This is a genomic window from Tessaracoccus palaemonis, from assembly GCF_019316905.1.
Taxonomy (GTDB): Bacteria; Actinomycetota; Actinomycetes; order Propionibacteriales; family Propionibacteriaceae; genus Arachnia; species Arachnia palaemonis.
This window is the reverse complement of the sequence record NZ_CP079216.1, coordinates 1,100,575-1,123,935: the sequence shown is the minus strand read 5'-3', so window position 1 is coordinate 1,123,935 and position 23,361 is coordinate 1,100,575. Positions and strand designations below refer to the sequence as shown.

The following is a 23,361-nucleotide window of genomic DNA, read 5'->3' as shown; positions in this document are numbered from 1 at the left end:
ATTTCACCCGTCAGCTGAGCGGGTCGCCGATCTCCCCGTCGCGGAGCGGCCCCTGCACCAGGCGGGTCAGCAGGGCCTGCTGCGGCACCCGGTCGTCGATCATCCTGAGCGCCGTCATGACGTCGTCGGGCCGCACCAGCGGCGTCTGATGGATCGAGCGGAGCCGGAGCGTCTCGTCGTCCGTCGCCTCGAGCGAGATGATGGCCGACCGCACGTCGAAGCTGCGCAGGCCGTTCTTCGTCATGCGCTCGACGGGGAACTCGTCCCGCGCCAGGAGCCCTGCCACGGCCCCGGCGAGCACGCCGGGCTCGGCCCCGGCGACCTTCAGCACCCAGTCGGAGGCCTGCAGGAGGTCGCCGAGGGAAGCCTTGACAGCGTCGGTCGCGGCCAGCACGACGAACCCCGTGGGGAGCACCTCGTTGAGGGCCGCGATGATCTTCGCCGGGTCGCAGACCTCCCTCAGCCCCAGCTCGACGTACTCGGCCTCCGACGCGGCGGACGTGGGCGCTGCGTTGGCGTAGGAGATGCGGGGATGCGGGTTGAAGCCGGACGAGTAGGCCATCGGGATCTCGGCGCGCCGGAGGGCACGCTCGAGGGCGCGCCCGAAGTCGCGGTGAGACGTGAACCGGCCGGGCCCGCGCTTGGCGTAGCGGAGGCGGAGCTTCTGTGCAGGCGGGGCCTGCTGGACCGGCGGCTGTCGATTTCCCACGGCGTGAAGTGTAACTGGGCGCTGCCCGACGACGAGGATAGGGTGACGTGGTTCCCCTTCCCCCGACGAGAAGAGACCCGAGACGATGACCTGGCTCAGACGGTGGTGGCCCCTGGTGGCGATCCTGGCGTTGGCCTTCAACCTGCGCCCGGTCGCCTCCTCGATCGGCCCGGTGCTGACCGAGATCACCGTCGACCTCGGCCTCAGCGGCGCCACCGCCGGGCTGCTCACGTCGCTGCCGACCATCTGCTTCGCCGTCTTCGGCGCCACCGCGCCGTGGATCTCCCAGCGGCTCGGCCTGTCGTGGACGATCGCGCTCGCGCTGGTGGCCCTCATCGTGGGCCAGACGGGGCGCGTGCTGGCCCCCTCGGGGACGCTCTTCCTCGGCTGGTCGATGCTGGCGCTGGCAGGCATGGCGCTGGCCAACGTACTGATGCCGACGCTGGTGCGCCTGCACTACCCTGACCGGATCGCGCTGGCGACGTCGCTCTACTCGCTCACCCTGTCGCTGGGCCTGACCGCCGCGAGCAGCGTGACGGTGCCGCTGGCGAACGCGCTGGGCGGCTGGCGTGCCGCCCTGTCGGCGGGCATCGTGGCCGCCGCCCTCGCCCTGCTGTGCTGGCTGCCGCTGCTGTTGCGCGGGCGCTCCGCGACCGGGTCGACGGGGAAGCCGGTGTCGCTGGCCCGCGTGGCCCGCACGCCGCTCGGCTGGGCCATGGCGGTGTTCTTCGGCATCCAGTCGGCGCAGGCCTACTCGATCTTCGGGTGGCTGCCGTCGGTCTACCGCGGCGCGGGCCTGAGCGAGGTCGAGGCCGGGCTGATGCTCGGCATCGCCACGGGCGTCGGCGTGATCCCGGCGTTCCTCATCCCGGCCTACGTGGCGCGCGCCAGGAACCCCGGGCGACTCTTCCTGGTCATCATGTGCTTCCTGGTGGTGGGCTACGTCGGGCTGCTGAGCGCGCCGACGACAGTCCCCTGGCTGTGGGCGGTATTCCTGGCGCTCGGCACCACGTCGTTCCCGCTGATCCTGGCGCTGTTCGGCACCCGCGCCACCACCCCGGCCGCGACCGCCGCGCTGAGCGGCTTCGCGCAGGCCGTCGGCTACGCCATCGCGACTGTCGGGCCGCTGTCCTTCGGCATCCTGCACCAGGTCACCGGGGGCTGGGTCGCGCCGATCGGCCTGCAGTTGGCACTCTGCATCCCCATGGTGATCGCCGGGCTCTACGCCTGCCGGCCGATCGTCATCGAGGACCAGCTACGTTGGGGCGCATGAGCGAACTCACCGTCCACACGTTCGGCCGCGACGACGCGCCGACGATGATCCTCGTGCACGGACTCTCGGACGACGGCACGGCCTGGCCGGACGCCGTCGAACGCTGGGGCCGCCACTGGCGGCTGCTGGCCGTCGACCAGCGCGGCCACGGCGCCTCGCCGCGCTTCCGGCCCGACGAGCTGTCCCGCACCGCGGAGATCCTGGAGGACGACCTCGTCGCCGTGCTGGAGGAGCAGGACTCCCCCGTCGTGCTGGTCGGGCACTCGCTCGGCGGCCTGATGGCCGCCCGCGCCGCCCTCCGGGTGCCGGAGAAGGTCCGGGCGCTGGTGCTGGAGGATCCCGCGAAACCGCGACCCGGCGAGGACACGGAGTTCCTCCCCTTCGTGGAATCGGTCGTCGCCAACCCTGGCGCGGCGATCGCCCGGCAGGCCGCGGAGTCCACGTGGAGCGGACCGGAGCTGCTGGCCTGGGCCAAGTCGAAGGAGCGCGTCGACCTCGGCTACCTCGCGGGCGGGCTGACGCTCGGCCGGATGGGCTGGGAGACGGGCCTTTTCGACCGGCTGACCACGCCCACCCTCGTCCTGGTGCCCGTCGACGGACCGATGGCCCCGGATCCGGACCTGATCCCCGGCGACCTCGTGCGGGTCACCGAGGTGCCGGGCGCGGGCCACTGCGTGCGCCGCGACCGGCCCGAGGCGTACTACGCCGCCGTCGAGGGCTTCCTCGCGGGGCTCTGACCGGCCGAGAGGTCCGGCTTCACGACGGTGAGCGGCAGCAGCGTGCGGCCGGTGGGGCCGATCTGGATCTCGGTGTCCATCTGCGGGCACACGCCGCAGTCGTAGCAGGGGGTCCACCGGCAGTCCTCGACCTCGCGGCCGTCGAGGGCGTCCTGCCAGTCCTCCCACATCCAGTCGCGGTCGAGGCCGGCGTCGAGGTGGTCCCAGGGCAGGACCTCCTCGTAGCCCCGCTCGCGGGTGGTGTACCAGGCCAGGTCGACGCCGAAGGGCGCGAGCTCCTCGGCCGCCGCATTCGTCCAGCGCTCGAAGCTGAAGTGCTCGCTCCAGCCGTCGAACTTGCCGCCCTCGCGCCACACCCGCTCGATGACGCGGCCGATGCGGCGGTCGCCGCGGGAAAGCAGGCCCTCGATCACGCCGGGCTTGCCGTCGTGGTAGCGCATGCCGATGGCCTTGCCGTAGTTGCGGTCCTCGCGGATCGCGTCGCGGAGGATCTGCAGACGGTGGTCGATCGTCTCGGCCGTCGCCTGGCCCGCCCACTGGAACGGGGTGTGGGCCTTCGGCACGAAGCCGCCGATGGAGATGGTGCAGCGGACGTCGCGCGTGCCGGCGGCCTTGCGACCGGTGTCGATGACGCGGGTGGCCATCTTCGCGATGGCCAGCACGTCCTCGTCGGTCTCGGTCGGCAGCCCGCACATGAAATAGAGCTTGACCTGGCGCCAGCCCGACGAGAACGCGGCGGCGACCGTGTCGATCAGATCGTCCTCGCTGACCATCTTGTTGATGACCTTGCGCATGCGCTCCGAGCCGCCCTCGGGGGCGAAGGTCAGGCCGGAGCGGCGGCCGTTGCGGCTGAGCTCGTTCGCCAGGTCGATGTTGAAGGCGTCGACGCGGGTGGACGGCAGGGAGAGGGACACGTTGCTGCCCTCGTAGCGGTCGGCCAACTCTTTCGTGACCTCGGCGATCTCGGAGTGGTCGGCCGAGCTGAGCGACAGCAGGCCGATCTCCTCCAGCCCGGTGGCCTTCAGGCCACTGGCGACCATGGCGCCGATGGTCTCGATGTTGCGCTCGCGGACGGGGCGGGTGATCATGCCGGCCTGGCAGAAGCGGCAGCCGCGGGTGCAGCCGCGGAAGATCTCGACGGAGTAGCGCTCGTGCACCGTCTCCGCCATCGGCACGATGGGCTTCTTCGGGTACGGCCAGAGGTCCAGGTCCATCAGCGTGTGCTTGCGGACCTGGAACGGCACGCCGGGCCGGTTCGGCGCGACCCGCTGGATGCGGCCGTCGTCGAGGTAGTCCACGTCGTAGAACCGGGGGACGTAGAAGGAGCCGGTCAACGCCAGCCGCATCAACAGTCCGTCGCGGCCGCCCTCGCAGCCGTCCTCCTTCCATTCGCGGACGATGTCGGAGATCAGCAGCGAGGCCTCCTCGCCGTCGCCGAGCACCGCCACGTCGATGAAGTCGGAGATGGGCTCCGGGTTGAAGGCCGCGTGCCCGCCGGCCACCACGATCGGGTGCCCGTCGCCGCGGTCCTCGGAGTGCAGCGGGATCCCCGACAGGTCGAGGATGCTCAGCAGGTTGGTGTAGCCCAACTCGGTGGAGAATGACACGCCCAGCACGTCGAAGATCCCGACGGGGCGGTGCGCGTCGAGCGTGAACTGGCTGACGCGCGCCTCGCGCAGCTCCTTCTCCATGTCCGGCCACACGGCGTAGGTGCGCTCGGCGAGGATCCAGTCGCGCTCGTTGAGCACCTCGTAGAGGATGGCGACGCCCTGGTTGGGCTGGCCGACCTCGTAGGCGTCGGGGTACGCGAGGCACCAGCGGACCTGGGTGGCGTCCCAGTCCTTGACGACGCTGTTGTGCTCGCCTCCGACGTACTGGATCGGCTTGCTGACACGCGCGAGCAGAGGCTCCAGCGCGTCGAAGGTGGAGTGCGTGGGGCGGGTGGGGGTGTCAGTCATAGCGCGGACAAGGATAACCCGCGCGTACCGTCAGTTCCTCACTGACGGGGGCCGGCGGCCTCGATCCCGCGCCTGCGGGCCATGAGTTCGACCACGACGACGATCGCCGCGACGAAGACCAGCTGGATCAGCACGGCCGGGCTGCCGGCGCCCTCGCCCCGGTCGAAGAGCGCGTCGATGTCCTGGAACGGGACGAAGGCCATGCCGATCATGTTGTTCGCCACGTGCACCGCCACGGCGGCCTCCAGCCCGCCGGTGCGCCAGGTCAGCCAGGCGAGCAGCATGCCCATGGTGAAGTAGAAGACGTTGAGCCACGGGTCGCTCGCGGCGTGCAGCGACATGAACACGCCGGAGCTGACGACCGCCGCGACGACGAAGGCGACGCGGTCGGACGGGATCCAGGAGCCGACGGTCCGCAGCAGGACGCCGCGCAGCAGGTACTCCTCAGCGGCGGCCTGGAACGGCGTGACGAGCATCAGGCCGAGGAACAGCCACCAGGAGTAGGGGAAGATCTGCAGGCCGAGGGAGTCGACGCCGTCGATGAGCACGGAGATCCCCGTGTAGAGGGCGATCCCGACCAGCGCGACCCCGACCGCGGGCCAGAACCAGCGCCAGCGGAAGTGGCCGACGACGCTGCTCAGGTAGCCGGGCCGCTGGCCGGCGATCCGGCCCAGCAGGAAAGCGACGGGGACGAGCAGCGCGAGGCCGAGGCTGTTGGCGAAGACGATGCCGGGCGTGAAGGATCCCCCAGCCATCGAGTTGATCAGGTCGATGAGGTCGGTGCCGGTCATGTCGGCCTCGACGAAGACCGCGACGAGCGTCACGACGGTGCTCACCACGAGGAACAGGACCGCGCCGACCAGCGCCGCGACGATCGGGCGCCAGGCGGGCAGGCCGGGGGCGCGCCAGAACTGCGGGTAACGCGTCGGCGTGACGGGCAGCACGGGGGCGGGCGCTGGCGCGAAGGCTGCGGGAGCCACGGCCGGCGGCGGCCAGTCGGGAGGCGACCACTGGGGCGGCGCCCACTGCGGCGGCGGCCCGTAATGCTGTGGGGGCTGCGGGTCCGTCACGTCAGGCCCGGGAACCAGAGCGCGATCTCGGCGTCCGCGGAGCCCTGCGAGTCGGAGGCGTGTACCGCGTTGTGACGCGTGGAGGTGGCGAACTGGGCCCGAATGGTTCCAGGGGCCGCCTTCGCCGGGTCGGTCGCGCCGTGCAGCACCCTGACGCGGGCGACCGCGTCGTCGCCGCTGACGACGGCCGCCACCAGGGGGCCCGACGTCATGAAGTCACGCAGCGGCGCGTAGTAGTCGCGGCCGACGTGCTCCTGGTAGTGGCGGTCGGCGAAGTCGTCGTCGATCGTGCGCAGGCTCAGGGCCTCGATGACGAGCCCCTCGCGCTCGTAGCGCGCGAGGATATCGCCGACGTTGCCCGCCGACACCGCGTCCGGCTTGATGATGATGAAGGTCCGCTGCGTCACTGGGCAGCCTCCTGTCGGGTCTCGAGGCGCCGTCCGAGCACGACGCATGACGCCCAGATGAGGGCGAAGATGATGCCCATGGCGTACATCCACGGGGTCAGGAGGCCGAGGCCGATCGTCACGACCTGGGCGGCCCAGCCGACCAGGTACCCCCAGCGCCGGCGCAGGCCGACGACGCCGACGAGGCAGAGGACCGTCGCCACGGCGCACCAGGCTGCGCCGACCCCCATGGAGACGTCGGAGACCTGGATCATGCCGATGTAGCCGAGCCAGATGACGATCACCTGGCAGATCAGCGTGCCCATGGCGGGCATGTGCATCGGGCTCCCGGGGTCGAGCGTCACGCGTCCTCCCCCGTGGCGAGCAGTTCGAGCGCCTCCCCGGCCGCGATGACGGACCCGGCGACGAGCACGCCCGCCTGTCCGTCTGCCGTGTCGGCGAGCATCACGGCGAGGTCGATCGCCTCCGCGATCGTGCCGGCCCGGTGGACCTGCTCGGTGCGCCACACCGTCTCTGCGACGGCGGCGAGGTCGTCGACGCTGCGCGCCCGGGGAGTGGAGGACACCTTCGTGATGACCACCTGGTCCATCCGTTCGGCGAAGATCTCCAGCACTCCCGTCGCGTCCTTGTCGCTCATCATGGCGACCACGCCGATGACGGGCGCGAAGTCGAAGCTCTCCGTCAGCGCGTCGATGGTGACACGCGCCGCCTGCGGGTTGTGGGCCGTGTCGACGACGATGGGCGGCGAGGTGCGGGCCAGCTGCAGTCGGGCGGGCGCCTCGACGGCACCGAGGCCCTCGACGATGATCTCAGGGTTGAGCGGCTGGGATCCGAGGAAGGCCTCCACCGCCGCGACGGCGAGCGCCGCGTTGCGGGCCATGTGCTCGCCGTAGAGGGGCAGGAACACGTCGGCGACGGGGCCGCCGGTGGTCTCGAGCCGCAGGAGCTGGCCGCCGACGGCGAGTTGCCGCGCGAGGACCCCGAAGTCGGGGCCCTCCGCCTTGACGGGGGCGCCGACCTCGATGGCCCGGTTGAGCAGCACCCGGGCGGCCTCCGGATCCTGGCCGGCGAGGACGGCGGTGCCGCCCTCCTTGATGATGCCGGCCTTCTCCCCCGCGATCTCCGCGAGGGTGTCGCCCAGGATGTGCGTGTGGTCGAGACCGATGGGCGCGACCACCGCGACGGTGGCATCCGCGACGCTCGTGGCGTCCCAGCGTCCGCCGAGGCCCACCTCCATGACGGCCACGTCGACGGGGGCGTCGGCGAAGGCCGCGTAGGCCATGCCCGTGATGACCTCGAAGAACGTCATGGCGACGCCGTCGATCTGCTGCTCGTCGACCATCGCGACGTAGGGCTCGATGTCGCGCCACACCTCGTCGAAACGCTCGACGGTGATGGGCTCGCCGTCGATCACGATGCGCTCCCGCACGTCTGCCAGGTGCGGGCTGGCGAAGCGGCCGGTCCGCAGCCCCGCCGCGCGGAGCAGCGTCTCGATCATGATGGCCGTGCTGCCCTTGCCGTTGGTGCCCGCGACCTGGATCACGGGGGTGGCGCGCTGGGGGTCGCCGAGGAGTTCCATCAGCGCGGAGATGCGCCCGAGGCTGGGTGCGACCCGGTGCTCGGGCCAGCGGCTGGTCAGCTCTGCTACGAGCTCTGCGTGCGTCGATTGGGTCATGGTGGGGCCAAGACTAGCCGCCCGGCAGAACGGGCCGGCACAGAATTGAACCACGACATCGCATGGTCGTCGACAGCCAGGTGGAGGTCTTCGACGCGGACGACCACCGCACCAACTAGTTGAACTTTCCATCTTTATGGGCGCCGCCTAAGATGGGGCAGACCGCCGACTTTCAGGAGTTCTATCCATGGCCAACAACTCGTCGCTGAGCAAGCGCGCCGCGCTGCGTCAGCAGCAGGAACTCGAGGAGCGCCACCAGCGCAACCGGCGCATCCTCGGCGCGGGCATCGGCCTCGCGGTGGTGACCGTGGTCGTCGTGCTGGCGATCGTCATCGTCCAGGCCGTCACCTCGCGCGTCGAGGTGACCGCCGACCAGCAGACCCCGCCCAACGCCACGGCGAGCAACGGCATCCTGTACAACGGTGTGGAGCCCTCCGACGACGTCCCGCACCTCGTGGTCTGGGAGGACTTCCAGTGCCCCTGGTGCAAGGTCTACGAGGACACCTTCGGCCCGACGTTCCACCAGCTCGCCGCCGACGGGAAGATCACGATCGAGGTCCGCACCGCGACGTTCCTGGACGGCACGAGCGGTGACGACTCGCACCGCGCGGCACTGGCCGCCGCCGCCGCCGACGCCGTCGGGAAGTTCGCCGAGTACCACGACGTCGTCTACGCCAACCAGCCCGAGGAGGGCGTCGGGTTCACCGATGAGCAGCTGCGGGTCGACTTCGCGGAGCAGGCCGGCATCACGGGCGACGACCTGACGAAGTTCCAGGAACTCTTCGACACCCGCGCTTTCGAGACCTGGGTGACCGAGGCCGCCGAGAGGTTCACGACCGACCAGATCGGCTCGACGCCGACCTATCTCGTGGCCGGCACCAAGCTCGAGTTCACCGACGACGCGGGCAACGCCCTGATCCAGCCCACCGAGGAGTCGTTCATGGCTGCCGTGAACGAGGCCTGGGAGGCCGGCAACCGCAACAACGACTTCTGATCCCAGCATCCGACGCGGCCCCGCGACCGCGCGGGGCCCCGTCGCCTGTTCATCGGCGGCCGGGCGGTTTCCGCGCCCGGGCGGCCCCTCACTAAGATTGGCACCATGACCGACACGCCCGCGCCCGACCGCGCCCTGCCCGCAAAGCCCGTCCTCGAAGGCCTCGAAGCCAAGTGGGGACAGGTATGGGCTGAGGAAGGCACCTACGCCTTCCGCCGGCCGGAGAGCCGCGAGCAGGTCTTCTCGGTCGACACCCCGCCGCCGACCGTCTCCGGCTCGCTGCACGTCGGCCACGTCTTCAGCTACACGCACACCGACACCGTCGCGCGCTACCAGCGCATGACCGGCAAGGAGGTGTTCTACCCGATGGGCTGGGACGACAACGGCCTGCCCACCGAGCGCCGCGTGCAGAACTACTACGGCGTGCGCTGCGACCCGTCGATCCCCTACGACCCCGACTTCCAGCCCCCGGTCAAGCCCGACCCGAAGCGCCAGGTGGCCATCAGCCGCCGCAACTTCATCGAGCTGTGCCACGAGCTGACGAAGGTCGACGAACAGGCGTTCGAGGACCTGTGGCGCCAGCTCGGCCTCTCGGTCGACTGGGACACGCTCTACACGACCATCTCGGCCGAGTCGCAGGCCGTCGCGCAGAAGGCGTTCCTGAGGAACTACTCCCGCGGCGAGGCCTACCTCAGCTACGCCCCGACGCTGTGGGACGTCACGTTCCACACCGCGGTCGCGCAGGCGGAGCTGGAGGCCCGCGAGTACCCCGGCGCCTACCACCGCGTCGCGTTCCGCAAGGCCGACGGCACCCCCGTCTACATCGAGACCACCCGCCCCGAGCTGCTGGTCAGCGTCTGCGCGCTGATCGCGCACCCTGACGACGAGCGCTACAAGGACCTGTTCGGCACGACGGTCGTCTCCCCCATCTTCGGCGTGGAGATTCCGGTGCTCGCGCACCCGGCCGCCGAGCCCGACAAGGGCGCCGGCATCGCGATGTGCTGTACCTTCGGCGACCTGACCGACGTCACCTGGTGGCGCGAGCTCAACCTCCCGACCCGCACGGTGATCGGCCGCGACGGCCGCCTGCAGCGCGAGACCCCCGACTGGGTCGTCAACGCCGAGGCCTACGAGGCCATCGCAGGCAAGACGACGTTCTCGGCCCGCGAGGCCACCGTGGCGGCGCTGCGCGAGGCGGGCGACCTGGACGGCGAGCCGAAGCCCACGTCCCGCATGGCGAACTTCTACGAGAAGGGCGACAAGCCGCTCGAGATCGTCGCGACCCGCCAGTGGTACATCACCAACGGCGGCCGCTCCGAGGAGCTCAAGAAGACGTTCCTCGCCCGCGGCGAGGAGCTCGCCTGGACGCCCGAGCACATGCGCCACCGCTACGAGAACTGGGTCTCGGGACTCAACGGCGACTGGCTGATCTCGCGCCAGCGCTTCTTCGGCGTGCCGTTCCCGATCTGGTACCGCCTGGACGCCGAGGGCGAGCCGGACTACGACGCCCCGATCGTGCCAGAAGAGTCGTCGCTGCCCGTCGACCCCATGTCGGACGTCCCCGCGGGCTTCACCGCCGAGCAGCGCAACCAGCCGGGCGGCTTCGCGGCCGACCCCGACGTCATGGACACCTGGGCCACCAGCTCCCTGACGCCGCAGATCGCCACGGCCTGGGAGCGCGACGAGGAGCTGTTCAACCTCACGTTCCCGATGGACATCGCCCCGCAGGCGCACGACATCATCCGCACCTGGCTGTTCTCTCGCGTCGTCAGGGCGCACTTCGAGAACGGCTCGCTGCCGTGGAAGCGCGCCACGATCTCGGGCTTCGTGGTCGACCCCGACCGCAAGAAGATGAGCAAGTCCAAGGGCAATGTCGTCGTGCCGACGCACATCCTCGACAAGTTCGGCTCGGACGCGGTGCGCTGGCGCGCCTCGATGGCCCGCCCCGGCCTGGACTCGCCGTTCGACGAGTCGCAGATGAAGGTCGGCCGCCGCCTCGCCATGAAGGTGCTCAACGCCGGCAAGTTCGTGCTGTCGCTGGCCGAGGCCCCCGGCGGCGCGGGCGCCGTGACGAACCCCGTCGACAAGGCGCTGCTGGCGGCGCTCCGCGGGGTCGTCGAGCAGGCGACCGCCTCCTTCGAGGACTTCGACTACACCGGCGCCCTCGAGGCGGCCGAGTCGTTCTTCTGGTCCTTCTGCGACGACTACCTCGAGCTCGTCAAGGAGCGTGCCTACACCGGCGACGAGGCCGGGAAGGCGTCCGCCCAGGCCGCCCTGGCACTGGCCCTCGATGTCCAGCTGCGCCTGTTCGCGCCGTTCCTGCCCTTCGTCACCGAGGAGGTGTGGCGGTGGACGAACGAATCGTCCATCCACCGCTCCGCCTGGCCCCAGGCCGTCGAGCTTGCCGTCGACGGTGACCCAGCCCTGCTGGCCGACGTCGCCTCGGCGCTGATCGCGATCCGCGGCGCGAAGTCCACCGCAAAGGTGTCCATGAAGACCGAGGCGTCCCGCGCCGCGTTCTCCGGCCCGGCCGACGTCCTGGAGCGCCTCGGCTCGATCGAGCCCGACCTGCGCGCCGTAGGCCGCCTGGTCGGCGAGGTCACCTGGACCACCTCCGACCAGCCCCTGACGGTCGACGTCGAGCTCGTCGCCCCCGAGGACTGATCCCCACTCGAACCAGCACCGGCCACAGGATCCACTGACGATGTTCAGGCAGATCCTGTGGCCGGTGCTCGTTCCGTCGCTGCTGTTCGCGGTGGCGATGGGCGCGCTGACCCCTGTGCTCGTGCTCGCCGCGCTCGGCGTCGGCGCCACCGAGTCCTTCGCCGCCATCCTCGTCGGCCTGATGGGCGGGGTCTCGCTGTGTCTGGCCGTCCCGGCCGGCATCATGATCGACCGGCTGGGCGACACGCGCGCGATGTATGCCGCGACTATCGCCTCGGTGTTCGTCTTCGGCGCCATCGTCGTCGCTTTGGCCTGGCATTCGGCGGCCTCGCTGGCGCTCTACACCGTCGCGCTGATGCTGCTCGCACCCATCTCCGACGTGTGGAACCTGGCCCGCCAGGCGGTCGTCGCGGAGACGGTCGCGCCGGCGGACCTGGGCAGGGCCATGACCTCACTCGGCGGGTGCATGCGCGTGGGCACGCTCGTCGGGCCGATCGCGAGCGCCGGGCTGCTCTACGTGTTCCCGATGTGGTCGGTCTTCGTGTTCTCCGCCTGCTGCGGCATCGCGGCGATCATCGTCCTGTCATTGCCCGTGTCGCGCACGTTCGACGATCACAGGCGGCGACCCCGCCCGGCCCGCGACGCCGACGGGGTCCGTCCGCGCCTGAAGGTCGCGTGGACGCCCGTGATGCTGGCGGGCGTGTCGATCGCCACCCTTGCGGTGGCCCGCGCGATCCAGCCCGTGTCTGTGCAGCTGTGGGGAGTGCAGATCGGGCTGCACGAGTCGGCGATCTCGCTGCTGATCGCGCTGGGCGCGGCGCTGGAGCTGATCCTGATGTTTCCCGGCGGCTACCTGAAGGACCGGCTGGGCCGCTCCGCGGTGCTGCTCGCCTGCCTCGGCGCGTTCGCCGTCGGGTTCACGGTGATGGTGCTCGCCCCGAGCCTCACGGGCCTGATCGCCGCCATCGTGGTGATGGCCGTGGGCAACGGGCTGGGCGCCGGCGTCAACATGACCATCGGAGCCGACCTGAGCCCCGCCGTCGGCCGGGCGAGGTTCCTCGGTATCTGGGCGCTGTTCACCAACACCGGCAAGCTGGGCGGCCCGTCGCTGTTCTCCCTGGCGATCCTGCTGTCATCCCTGTCCGCCGGCATCCTGACCAGCGCGGCGCTGGCCGCCTTCGGAGCCGTGTGGATCCTGGCCTGGAGCCGGCGGATCGGGCTGCCGAAGGGGCTGCGGCACGGCTGATCAGAAACGGGGAGCGTCGAACGACGGCGGGGCTGCCGCGGGCGAGGCATCCAGCAGCCGCAGCGCCTCCGCGATGGCCGCGTCGAGCTGCACGTCGTGGTCGGACTCCCACTCCGCGGGCCCGACCTCGACGGGGATGTCGGGGTCGACGCCGTGGTTCTCCAGGCCGAAGCCCTGGCTGTCGAAGTAGGTCCAGTAGCGCGGCTGCGTGACCTCGGTGCCGTCGACCAGCGTGAACCGGCCGTCGATGCCGACCACGCCGCCCCAGCTGCGCTCCCCCACGACTGGCCCGAGCCCGAGGTTCTGCGCGGCAGCGGTGACGATGTCGCCGTCGGAACCCGCGAACGGGTTGGTGATGAACACCACCGGCCCGCGACGCGCCTGGCTCGGGTAGGTGATCGGCACGTCGTGGTGGCGCGCCCCCATCCAGCCGACGGCGCGGCGGGCGAGCCGCTCGATGACCAGCTCGGACGTGTGGCCGCCGCCATTGAAGCGGACGTCGACGATCAGTCCCTCGCAGCGCATGGCCGCGTCCACCAGGCGGGTGAACTCGGCCCAGCCGTTGGCAACCATGTCGGGCACGTGGATGTAGCCGAGTCGGCCGGCGGTGTGTTCCGTGACATAGTCGACGCGGCCGGAGACCCAGGCGTGGTAGCGCAGGGAGGCCTCGCGGGCGATGGGCACGACCGCGACGCGGCGCTTCTGCCTGCCGTGGGCCATGGTCAGTTCGACGACCTTGTCCGCGGCGCCGAGCAGCAGCTGCCCGATGTGGGGCACGTCGGCGGTGCTGTGGCCGTCGACGGCGATGATCACGTCTCCGGGCTGAGCGGCGACGCCGGCGGCGCGCAGCGGTGAGCGGGCGCTCGGGTCGGAGGTCTCGCCGGGCAGCACCCGCTCGATCACGACCTCCCCCTTGGCGTTGCGCGAGTACTCGGCCCCGAGGAAGGCGGCCCGCGGGGCGGGGTCCTGGGGCGCGGGCGGGTCGACGTAGGCGTGCGAGGTGTTGAGCTCACCGACGCACTCCCACAGCACGTCCACCAGGTCGTCGTGCGTGGTGATCTCGTCGAGCAGCGGGCGGTAGCGGTCGACGGCCGCGGCCCAGTCGACGCCGTCGAAGTCGTCGCGCCAGAAGTGGTCGCGCATCAGGCGCGCATTCTCCTCGAACATCTGCCGCCACTCGGCGCGCGGGTCGAGTTCGCGGCGGAGGCGGCTCAGGTCGACGTGGATGCGGCCATCCTCGTCGTCACCCGGGGCCTGCTCCGCGGACTGTACCCAGACCTCTTCGCCGTTGCGCACGACGAGACGCTCGCCGTCGCCCGTGACGGCGGCGGAGTCGCAGGCGTCCACGAGCGTGGCGCCCCTGCGGGTCTTGAACGAGAACCGCTCGATGGTGTCCTTGACCTCTCCCTCGACGCCGGCGCGGACCGCGCCCAGCTCTCCGAAGGAGCGGAGGTTCTGCCAGACGAGGGCGTCCTTGGTGGCCTGGAGGTCCGTGTACCGGCCGGACGGCACGGGGAGCGGGATTATCCGGTCCTCGAAGCCGTCCACATCGAAGACCACCGCGGGCTCCTGGTCGTCCGCCTTGTTCTCCTTGCCACCCTTCTCGTCGCCCGACTTCTCGTCTGCTTCCTGAGGCTCGGAGATGGGCCAGCCGTCGGCGGCGGGCCCGAAGGGGGCGGGCTCGGTGGCGCTCAGCGGGGCCACCCAGGGCCGGATGGTGTGTGTGAAAGACAGGTCGAAGCCCAGCTCATCGTAGGTCGGGTCGATGGTCCGGCTGGACAGGAAGCAGAGGTAGCGGCCGTCGTGGCTGAATGTCGGCGAGAAGTCGTTGAACTGGCCCCTGGTCAGGGTGAATGCCTTGTCGTCCGTCACGTCGTAGCCGACGAGCCGACCCAGCGTGCCCTCGCGGCCGATGGCGGACCGCCAGACGAGGTAGCGGGCGTCCGGGGACCAGGTGAAGCCGGTCGGCTCACCCTCGGTGGAGCGGCCGATCCGCTTCACGGAGCCGCGGCCGGTGTCGACGAGGTAGACGGTTCCGTCGTGGCTGCCCACGGCGACCTTGGGGCCGACGGGCGCGGGCTCCATGGCCAGCACGCGGCCCAGCCTGCCGCTGGCCAGCCTTCGGACCTTCTCGCTGCCGTCGACGTGGCGGACCTCGAGGCAGTCCTCGCCGTCTGCGTCGCTGACCCAGATGCCCCGGCCGCTCTGGCCGAGGAAGCGGGGCTCGCGGATTCGCACGCCGGGTACGTCGGCGAGCGCCCGGGCGGGGCCGCCGCGGTGCGTCAGGAGGTAGGCGGCGCCGCGCCACTCCACGAGCGAGGAGTCGCCACCGTGGTCGGGGACGATGGCCTCGAGCCTGTCGCTGGGGGCGACGGGCACCGGGGCCGGGCGGCCGACGGGTACGGTCAGCTCGAGCGGCTGGGGCTCGGCCTTCAGGCTCGCCAGGTGGTAGAGCCGTCCGCGGGCGTGGTACACGATCCCCTGCCCGTCGCCGACGGCGTCGCGGACGTAGCCGGTCGCGGCGGTGTGGCTGGTGTGCTGCCTGAGGTCGCGTCCCTGGGCGTTGACGGACCAGACCTGGGCCTGCACGTCGGGAGCGTCGCCGAGGTCGGAGGTGAAGACGAGCCGCTCGCCGATCCAGGTGGGACCGAAAAGGCCGGCGGTTGCGTCGGGCAGGATCCGGCGCCACTCGCCCTTCCCGTCCGCCGAGACGTAGAGGCGCGCCGCCATGCCGCCGCGGTACCGCTTCCAGCCGGAGGGGTCGCGGAAGTTCGCCGACGCGACGGCCACCCTGCCGGACGGGCTGACCGCGGCCGCGGTGCCGATGCCCCACGGCAGGCGGCGGAGCTTGCCGTCGAGGGACAGCGAGTAGAGCGAGGCGTCGACGCGGTGGATGCCCTCGTGGTCGGAGCAGAGCAGGATGTGCCCGTCGTCGAGCCAGCCGGAGACCTTCATGCGGCGGGCGCTGAGCCAGGTGAGGCGGCGGGTGCCGCCGTCGGGGTCCACGACATAGCAGTCCCAGCCGCCGTTGGTGGTTGCCGTGAACGCGATCCTTGTCCCGTCGCCGGAGAATCGCGGGTTGACCGGCGTGGACTCCCCCATCGTGATCCGCGCCGCCCGTCCGCCGGCCAGGTCTCCCAGCCACAGGTCCTCGTCGGCAACGAAGACGACCTTGTCGCGGTGGAGATGGGGGTAGCGGGAGTAAGCCATGCGGACGAGCCTACAACGCGCCTGCGACAGGCTCGCGGGGCAGATCGCCCTCAGGGGGTCAGGCGGACAGGTCGCGGCGGCGGGCGAGTTTGGCCCGCGGAACCAGCGTCGGGGGCTGGGTGCCCTCGACGGACTCGCGCGTGACGACCACCTGGGCGATGTCCTCCTCGGAGGGTACATCGAACATGGTGTCGAGCAGCAGCTCCTCGAGGATGGCGCGCAGGCCGCGCGCGCCGGTACCGCGTTCGAGGGCCTTCTCCGCGATGGCGGAGACGGCGTCGTCGGTGAACTCGAGGGCGACGCTGTCGAGGTCGAAGAGCTTCTCGAACTGGCGCGTCAGCGCATTGCGGGGCTCCACGAGGATGCGCTCGAGGGCGTCGTGGTCGAGCGGCGAGACGCTCGTCATCATCGGCAGTCGGCCGATGAACTCGGGGATGAGCCCGAACGTGTGGAGGTCCTCCGGGGTCACCTTGGCGAAGGGATCGGCCTCGGGGGTCCGGCTCTGCGAGGACGTGTTGAAGCCGAGCGGCCGCTTGCCGACGCGGGCGTTGATGATGTCCTCGAGCCCGGAGAAGGCGCCGCCGACGATGAACAGGACCTTGGTGGTGTCGATCTGCAGGAAGTCCTGGTGCGGGTGCTTGCGGCCACCCTGCGGGGGCACGGAGGCGACGGTGCCCTCGAGGATCTTCAGTAGCGCCTGCTGCACGCCCTCACCCGACACGTCACGCGTGATCGACGGGTTCTCCGACTTGCGCGCCACCTTGTCGATCTCGTCGATGTAGATGATGCCCGTCTCGGCCTTCGCGATGTCGAAGTCGGCGGCCTGGATGAGCTTCAGCAGGATGTTCTCGACGTCCTCGCCGACGTAGCCGGCCTCGGTCAGCGCCGTGGCGTCGGCCATGGCGAAGGGGACGTTCAGCATCCGCGCCAGCGTCTGGGCGAGGTACGTCTTGCCGCAGCCGGTCGGGCCGATCATCAGGATGTTGGACTTGCCGATCTCGACGTCGTCCGCCTCTGCCCGGCGGCCGTGCGGCTCCTGCAGCGCCTGGATGCGCTTGTAATGGTTGTAGACGGCGACCGACAGCGTCTTCTTGGCCCGCTCCTGGCCGATGACGTAGGAGTCGAGGAAGTCGCGGATCTCGCGGGGCTTGGGGAGTTCGGTGGCAAGGACCGATTCGGTCTGCTCCGGGAACTCCTCCTCGATGATCTCGTTGCACAACCCGATGCACTCGTCACAGATGTAGACGCCAGGCCCCGCGATCAGTTTCTTGACCTGCTTCTGGCTCTTGCCACAGAAGTTGCACTTGAACAGGTCGCTCGATTCGCCGATGTGCGGCACTGCGGTCCACCTCCTCCACGGAATCGGGTTGCTTCCTGGCCAGCCTACCTGCCCGGGTGCCAGGACGAGGCGGCGACACAAGCTGGTGACGGAAGCCGCGTCGGCCGCCCTGAGGCGACCCGACGCAGCTCCGACTGGTGACTCAGAGATCCTTCAGCGAGGGAAGGATGTCGTCGATGATGCCGTACTCGACTGCCTCGGCGGCGGTCAGGTACTTGTCGCGCTCGATGTCGCGGCTGATCTTCTCCAGCTCCTGGCCGGTGTCGGAGGCCAGCATCGACTCCATGAGGGAGCGGATGCGCAGGATCTCGTTGGCCTGGATCTCCAGGTCGGAGGACTGGCCGTAGCCGCCCTCCGTGGCGGGCTGGTGGATCAGGATGCGCGAGTTCGGCAGCGCGAGGCGCTTGCCCTTCGTGCCGGCCGCGAGCACGACCGCGGCGGCCGAGGCCGCCTGGCCGAGGCAGACGGTCTGGATGTCGGGCTTGATGTAGCGCATCGTGTCGTAGATGGCCGTCAGCGCGGTGAAGGAGCCGCCGGGAGAGTTGATGTAGATGGAGATCGGGCGCTCCGGATCCATCGACTGCAGGCACAGCAGCTGCGCCATCACGGCGTTGGCGACGTCGTCGCTGATCGGGGTACCCAGGAAGATGATCCGGTCCTCGAAGAGCTTCGTGTAGGGGTCGACGCGACGCATGCCGTAGCTGGTGCGCTCCTCCCACTGCGGGATGTAGTAGTTCATGTCCGCTCCTGCGGGAGCAACACCCTGGGGGTGGAAGTTCGTCATCATCACTGGTTCGGGGCCTCCGACTTGATCTGGGAAGCGCGCTCGTAGACGTGGTCGATGAACCCGTACTCGAGCGCCTGCTCTGCGGTGAACCACCGGTCGCGGTCCGAGTCCGCCTCGATCTGCTCGAGCGTCTGGCCGGTGTGCTTGGCGATCAGGCCCGCCATCGTCTTCTTGATGTGGAGGGACTGCTCAGCCTGGATGCGGATGTCGGAGGCCGTTCCCCCGAGGCCGCCGGAGGGCTGGTGCATCATGATGCGGCTGTGCGGCAGCGCGAAGCGCTTGCCAGGCGTGCCGGCCGACAGCAGGAACTGGCCCATCGAGGCCGCCAGCCCCATCGCGACGGTGGCGACGTCGTTGCTGATCCACTGCATGGTGTCGAAGATCGCCATGCCGGAGTCGACGGAGCCGCCCGGGGAGTTGATGTAGAGGTAGATGTCCTTGTGCGGATCCTCGGCGTTGAGCAGCAGCATCTGCGCGCAGATCGCGTTGGCGTTCTCGTCGCGCACCTCGGAGCCGAGGAAGATGATGCGGTTCGCCAGGAGCGCCGAGTACACGTTGTCGGCCATGCCGAGTGCCGCGGCACCCGGCCCCGCCATGCGGATGTCGTCGTCGATTCGGGGCTTATTCACACCCCTAACCTACCGGCATCTGCAAGGGACCCAAGGTTGTGCCTCGAAGTTCGCCGCAGGCGTGAGCCGTCAACCCTCGGAGGGCTTCGGCGCGATGGCCTCCGGCTCGTTGCTGATGAACGCGTTGACCCAGCGCAGCCGCGGATCGGAGTCGATCAGCAGCGCCTTGACGGCCAGCGTCGCCGGCAGCGCGATCAGGGCGCCCAGCGCGCCGAAGACCCATGCCCACAGCAGCAGCGAGATGAAGGAGACGGTCGGGGTGATGCCGACGGCGTCGCCGGTGAACTTCGGCTGGATCAGCGACTGGATGAGGAAGTTCAGGACGCAGTACGCGATGACGACGATCAGGGCTGTGACGGGCCCCTTCTCGAAGAGCGCGAGCAGCGCGGGAGGCACAAGGCCGATGACGAAGCCGACGTTCGGGATGTAGTTGGTGATGAAGGCCAGCACGATCCAGACCAGCGGCAGGGAGACGCCGAGGATGAGGAGCACGACGCCGTCGAGCAGAGCGACGATCAGGCCGAAGACCGTGGTCACGAGCCAGTATCGGCGGATGCCGGTCACGAAGGCGGTGATCGAGTTGGTGAACCGGGGGTGCAGATGCTGCGTCACGCGGAGCCGCTCGCCGACGGACGGAAGGTCCATCACCATGAACACGATCATGACGATGATCACCACGATCATGGCGCTGGCGGCCGACGTGCCGGAGACCAGACCTCCGGCGAAGTCGAGGACGCTCGACGGCGAGATGGACTTCAGGGAGTTGAGCAGCGACGACTCGTCGAAACCGAACTGCCCGAGCCAGGCGATGGACTGCTCGTACATGGCGACGAACTGGTCGGTGTAGCCCGACAGGGTCTGGACCATCTTCGTCACGGACCAGACGATGGCCGCCAGCCCGAGGATGAGCACGACGAACACCGCGAGTCCCGTGACCAGGGATGCGACGAGCCGGGGGCAGCGCTTCGCCACGAGCCAGGTGTAGATGGGGAAGGCGGCGATCAGCAGGTTCAGCGTCAGGAAGATCGGGGCGATGATGCTGCTCAGGTCCTGCAGCAGGCCGAGCGTCAACGCGATGGCCGCGACGACGATGACCGCCGTCACGAGCGCAGGGATCGACGGACGCACCGCGACCGCTTCGGTGTGGTCGATCGTGTCGACCACGTCCCCCTCGTCCAGGTCGACGTCCTGCGGCGCCTCGACGGCCTCGTCGGTGGGCTTGTCAGACATGCGGGCTCCCTCTCTCGGGTTCGCAGTCTAGCCATGGGGACGCCACGGGCAGGAAATGCGGATCGCCGCCGCCCCGGTGGGACGACGGCGATCCGTTCAGCTGGTCAGTGCCGCTGGGTCACTTGTCCTCGGACTCGACGACCTCGACGACGGGGGCCTCCTCGGCCTCCTCCTCGACAGCCTCGGCCTCGGGTGCCTCGGTCTCGATGACGTTGCCGTCGGCGTCCGTGATGGTCGCGGCGGCGACGATGGCGGCCAGCGCCTTGCCCCGACGGATCTCCTGCATCCACTCGGGCATGTGGCCATGCTCCATCATGTGGTTGATCTCGTCCTGCGGGGAGCTGTTGTTCTGCTGCGCCTTGCGGAAGATCAGCTCGGTCAGCTCCTGCTGCGAGACGTCGATCTTGTTCTCGTCGGCGAACACGTCGAGGACGACCCGCGCCTTGAGGGCCTGCTCGGAGCGCTCGTTGATGGTGGCCCAGAAGGCCTCCTCGTCCTCGGCGTCCTCGTCCTCGGCGTTCTCGAGGTACTGCTCGACGGTCATGCCGCCGGCGGCGAGCTGGCGCTCGACCTCGGTGCGGCGGGCCTCCTGCTCGCGGGTGAGGACACCCTCGGGCAGCTCGAAGTCGATCTTCTCGAGGACGGCCTCGAGGACCTTGTCGCGGGCGTCGGCCAGCTGGTCGGCCTTCACCTGCTGCTCGGCACCCTTGCGCAGGTCCTCCTTCATCTCCTCGACCGTGTCGTACTCGGAGATGAGCTGGGCGAACTCGTCGTCGACGGCCGGGAGCTCCTGCTCCGAGACGGTCTTGACGGTCACGGTGATGTCGGCCTCCTGGCCGCGGAACTGGCCACCCATGAGGGTGGAGGTGAAGGTGGCGGTCTCGCCGGCCTTCAGCCCGGTGACGGCCTCGTCGAGGCCCTCGAGCATGTTGGTGTCCTGACCGATCTTGAAGCTCACGCCCTCGGCGGTGGCCTCGGGAAGCTCGGTGCCGTCCTGCGACGCGACAAGGTCGATGTTGACGACGTCGCCCTCGGCGGCGGCGCGCTCGACCTCGGTGGTCGTCGCGAAGCGCTGGCGCAGGATCTCGATGCGCTCGCCCACGAGCTCCTCGACATCGGCGGCGTTCTCGACGGAGGTGGTGACCTCGGCGAAGTCGGGGAGAGTGACCTCGGGGCGGACGTCCACCTCGGCGGTGAACTCGACCAGGTCGTTGTCCTCCAGCTTGGTGACCTCGACCTCGGGCTGGGCCATCGGGGTGACCTCGGCCTCTTCGATGGCCGCGTTGTACGCCGACGGGATGGCCTCGTTGATGGCCTCCTGGAGCACCGCGCCACGGCCGAACCGCTGATCGATGACGGCTGCGGGGACCTTGCCCTTGCGGAAGCCGGGGATGGTGACCTGGTCGGCGATCCCCTTGTAGGCCTTGTCAAGGTGGGGCTTGAGATCGGTGAACGGGATCTCGACGGTGAGCTTGACCCGCGTCGGGCTCAGCTTCTCAACAGTGCTAGGCACGAATGGACTCCTGGGAGTGTGAATGATTACCGCCCGCCAGTCTATCGGCTCGCGCCACCTCCACCAATTGGCCCTCATCGTCGCCAGCGGCGGGGCCCGTAGGATGCACGATGTGCCCACCGCGACCGACCTGATCCCCACCGCCCCCGACACGGCCCTGATCTTCGAGGGAGGGGGCATGCGGGGCAGCTTCTCGACCGGCATCCTGACCGCACTGCTGGAGGCCGAGGTGTTCTGCGGCTGGGTCGGCGGGATCTCGGCAGGCTCGAGCTGCCTGGTCAACTACGCCTCGCGCGACGCGGAGCGCGGGCGCCGGTCATTCGTCGACATCGCGGCGGACCCCCGCTTCGGCGACCTGCGGACCTGGGTGCGCGGCAAGGGCATGTTCCACTCCGAGTGGATCTACGAGCAGACCTCCGGGCCGGACGAGCCGCTGCCGCTCGACTATGCGACATTCACGGCCAACCCCGCCCAGCTGCGCGTCGGCGGCTTCCGCTGCTCCGACGGCGAGATGGTCTACTGGGGCAACGAGGACCTCCAACCGGTCGGGGCTCTCATGAAGCGCGTGCGCGCGTCGTCGACCATGCCGCTGCTGATGCCCATCACCACGGTCGACGGGGTGGACTTCGTCGACGGCGCGCTCGGCCCGACGGGCGGCATCGCGCTCGACGCGGCCGAGGACGACGGCTTCTCGAAGTTCCTCGTTGTGCTCACCCGGGTGCGCGGCTACCGGAAGGGCGCCGTACGGACGCCGCGGACGTTCCGGGCGCTGTTCCGCCGCTACCCGGCCGTGGCGCGGGCGCTGCTCGCGCGGCCGGGGAACTACAACGCCACGATGGAGCGGCTGCTGGAGCTGGAGCGGCAGGGGCGCGCCTACCTCGTGTTCCCCGACGCGATGCCCATCGAGAACTCGGAGCGCAACGTCGCCCGCCTCGCCTCGGTCTACGACGCCGCGCTGGCCCAGGGCCGGCGCGAGGCCCCGGCGATCCGGGAGTTCCTGGGGCTCAGCTGAGGTCGCGCCGGTTGGTCGGGGCGGCGGCCAGGATGACGAGGACCGCGCCGATCAGCGCGAGGCCGACCCAGCCCATGAGCGGGAGCCGCTCACCCACGATCCACACGGCCAGCAGGGCGGCGACCGCCGGCTCGGCGAGCGTCACCGTCGTGGCGGTGCTGGCCTGCACGCGGGTCAGGCCGAAGCCGAACAGGACGTAGCCGAGGAACATGGGCACGAGCGCCATGTAGGCCGCGACCGCGAGGTTCTGGCCGCTGGCGAGCAGCGGCGCCCCGGTCGCCGCGAGCACGGGCATCAGCAGCAGCCCGCCGACTCCGAACACCGCGCCCATCGAGGCGGAGCGGGTCACGCCGTCACGCATCAGCGTGCGCGCGACCCACGAGTACGTGGCATAGGTGAGGCCCGCGAGGAGCCCGAGGCCGACGCCGAGCGCCGTCTCGAGGGCAGCCTGCCTCGACTCGCCCAGCTCGGCGAGGCTCAGCAGCGCGCTGCCGACGACGCCCAGTGCCGCCGCCAGGCCCCACCAGCGGGTGAGTCGCGCCCGGTCCACGACGACCTCGAGCAGCCCGGCGAACAGCGGCGCCGACGCCAGGGCGACGGCGCAGCCGACGGCGACCCCGGCCAGGTGCATCGCGGAGTAGAAGGCGAGCGGGTAGACGGCCACCGAGACGCCGCCCAGCGCCAGCAGCCGCCAGCGCCGCACTAATGCCCGGCGCTCAGTGCGTAGCTGCGGCACCGCGACGGCGGCCTGCAGCAGGCCCCCGATGCCGAGCGCAGCGGCGCCGGTCGCGAGCGGCCCAGCGGTCGAGAACGTCGCCGCGGTGCCGGTCGTGCCCCACAGGATCGACGTGACAAGCAGCGCGAGCACACCCAGGGTGGCGCCCGGGTGCGATCGCGTTGTCATGCGC

At 70.2% G+C, this 23,361-nt stretch carries 19 protein-coding genes; 6 read left to right on the top strand and 13 right to left on the bottom strand.

Going from position 1 to position 23,361, the window contains the following annotated elements; all coding sequences use genetic code 11:
* Positions 1-10 precede the first annotated feature (10 nt).
* Positions 11-709: a TIGR03936 family radical SAM-associated protein gene (locus KDB89_RS04975; RefSeq protein ID WP_255556223.1), complete on the bottom strand. Its 699-nt coding sequence runs from the start codon at positions 707-709 to the stop codon at positions 11-13.
* A gap of 85 nt (positions 710-794) precedes the next feature.
* On the opposite strand from KDB89_RS04975, the gene KDB89_RS04970 reads away from it, so the two are divergent.
* Both KDB89_RS04970 and KDB89_RS04965 read left to right on the top strand, forming a co-directional pair.
* A complete protein-coding gene (locus KDB89_RS04970) occupies positions 795-1,982 on the top strand; it encodes an MFS transporter (protein ID WP_255556222.1) in 1,188 nt (395 codons plus the stop codon).
* A complete protein-coding gene (locus KDB89_RS04965) occupies positions 1,979-2,719 on the top strand; it encodes an alpha/beta fold hydrolase (protein WP_219083747.1) in 741 nt (246 codons plus the stop codon). Before KDB89_RS04970 ends, KDB89_RS04965 begins: the two co-directional genes overlap by 4 nt.
* Here KDB89_RS04965 and KDB89_RS04960 read toward each other — a convergent pair.
* From KDB89_RS04960 to KDB89_RS04940, 5 genes are all read right to left on the bottom strand, one after another.
* Positions 2,683-4,677, bottom strand: coding sequence for a TIGR03960 family B12-binding radical SAM protein (locus tag KDB89_RS04960; RefSeq protein ID WP_219083746.1), 1,995 nt, complete (start codon positions 4,675-4,677; stop codon positions 2,683-2,685). The genes KDB89_RS04965 and KDB89_RS04960 overlap by 37 nt on opposite strands.
* A 38-nt stretch (positions 4,678-4,715) precedes the next feature.
* A complete protein-coding gene (locus KDB89_RS04955) occupies positions 4,716-5,657 on the bottom strand; it encodes a CPBP family intramembrane glutamic endopeptidase (RefSeq protein ID WP_219083745.1) in 942 nt (313 codons plus the stop codon).
* Positions 5,658-5,743: 86 nt separating this feature from the next.
* Positions 5,744-6,154 (bottom strand): nucleoside-diphosphate kinase, encoded by a 411-nt coding sequence (gene ndk, locus KDB89_RS04950; protein ID WP_219083744.1) that lies wholly within the window; start codon positions 6,152-6,154, stop codon positions 5,744-5,746.
* Positions 6,151-6,498, bottom strand: coding sequence for a DUF4233 domain-containing protein (locus tag KDB89_RS04945; protein ID WP_255556220.1), 348 nt, complete (start codon positions 6,496-6,498; stop codon positions 6,151-6,153). Before KDB89_RS04945 ends, ndk begins: the two co-directional genes overlap by 4 nt.
* Complete coding sequence (locus tag KDB89_RS04940; RefSeq protein WP_219083743.1) at positions 6,495-7,829, bottom strand: bifunctional folylpolyglutamate synthase/dihydrofolate synthase; 1,335 nt, start codon at positions 7,827-7,829, stop codon at positions 6,495-6,497. Before KDB89_RS04940 ends, KDB89_RS04945 begins: the two co-directional genes overlap by 4 nt.
* Before the next feature lie 187 nt (positions 7,830-8,016).
* Between KDB89_RS04940 and KDB89_RS04935 the strand changes: the two genes are divergently transcribed.
* From KDB89_RS04935 to KDB89_RS04925, 3 genes are all read left to right on the top strand, one after another.
* Entirely contained in the window at positions 8,017-8,823 is an 807-nt protein-coding gene (locus KDB89_RS04935) for a DsbA family protein (RefSeq protein ID WP_219083742.1), read from the top strand.
* A 105-nt stretch (positions 8,824-8,928) separates the two neighbouring features.
* Entirely contained in the window at positions 8,929-11,487 is a 2,559-nt protein-coding gene (valS, locus tag KDB89_RS04930) for a valine--tRNA ligase (RefSeq protein WP_219083741.1), read from the top strand.
* A 40-nt stretch (positions 11,488-11,527) separates the two neighbouring features.
* Entirely contained in the window at positions 11,528-12,733 is a 1,206-nt protein-coding gene (locus KDB89_RS04925) for an MFS transporter (protein ID WP_219083740.1), read from the top strand.
* Here the strand turns inward: KDB89_RS04925 and KDB89_RS04920 are convergent, their stop codons facing one another.
* From KDB89_RS04920 to tig, 6 genes are all read right to left on the bottom strand, one after another.
* Positions 12,734-15,943 carry a S41 family peptidase gene (locus KDB89_RS04920; protein WP_219083739.1) on the bottom strand — a complete coding sequence of 1,070 codons (3,210 nt, stop codon included), beginning with the start codon at positions 15,941-15,943 and terminating at the stop codon, positions 12,734-12,736.
* A gap of 58 nt (positions 15,944-16,001) precedes the next feature.
* Complete coding sequence (gene clpX, locus KDB89_RS04915) at positions 16,002-17,282, bottom strand: ATP-dependent Clp protease ATP-binding subunit ClpX (RefSeq protein ID WP_219083738.1); 1,281 nt, start codon at positions 17,280-17,282, stop codon at positions 16,002-16,004.
* Positions 17,283-17,424: 142 nt separating this feature from the next.
* On the bottom strand, positions 17,425-18,021 hold the full coding sequence (locus KDB89_RS04910) for an ATP-dependent Clp protease proteolytic subunit (RefSeq protein WP_219083737.1): 597 nt from the start codon (positions 18,019-18,021) through the stop codon (positions 17,425-17,427).
* Positions 18,022-18,068: 47 nt separating this feature from the next.
* Positions 18,069-18,665 (bottom strand): ATP-dependent Clp protease proteolytic subunit, encoded by a 597-nt coding sequence (locus KDB89_RS04905; RefSeq protein ID WP_219084204.1) that lies wholly within the window; start codon positions 18,663-18,665, stop codon positions 18,069-18,071.
* Positions 18,666-18,767: 102 nt separating this feature from the next.
* On the bottom strand, positions 18,768-19,928 hold the full coding sequence (locus tag KDB89_RS04900; protein ID WP_219083736.1) for an AI-2E family transporter: 1,161 nt from the start codon (positions 19,926-19,928) through the stop codon (positions 18,768-18,770).
* 118 nt (positions 19,929-20,046) lie between these two features.
* On the bottom strand, positions 20,047-21,441 hold the full coding sequence (gene tig / locus KDB89_RS04895) for a trigger factor (RefSeq protein ID WP_219083735.1): 1,395 nt from the start codon (positions 21,439-21,441) through the stop codon (positions 20,047-20,049).
* 112 nt (positions 21,442-21,553) lie between these two features.
* Here tig and KDB89_RS04890 point away from each other — a divergent pair, with 112 nt between their 5' ends.
* Positions 21,554-22,453 (top strand): patatin-like phospholipase family protein, encoded by a 900-nt coding sequence (locus tag KDB89_RS04890; protein ID WP_255556218.1) that lies wholly within the window; start codon positions 21,554-21,556, stop codon positions 22,451-22,453.
* On the opposite strand, the gene KDB89_RS04885 is transcribed toward KDB89_RS04890, so the two are convergent.
* The gene (locus KDB89_RS04885; protein WP_219083734.1) at positions 22,446-23,357 is read right to left on the bottom strand and encodes an EamA family transporter; all 912 of its coding nucleotides are present in this window, start codon (positions 23,355-23,357) and stop codon (positions 22,446-22,448) included. The two genes, KDB89_RS04890 and KDB89_RS04885, sit on opposite strands and share 8 nt — an antisense overlap.
* Positions 23,358-23,361: the final 4 nt, after the last annotated feature.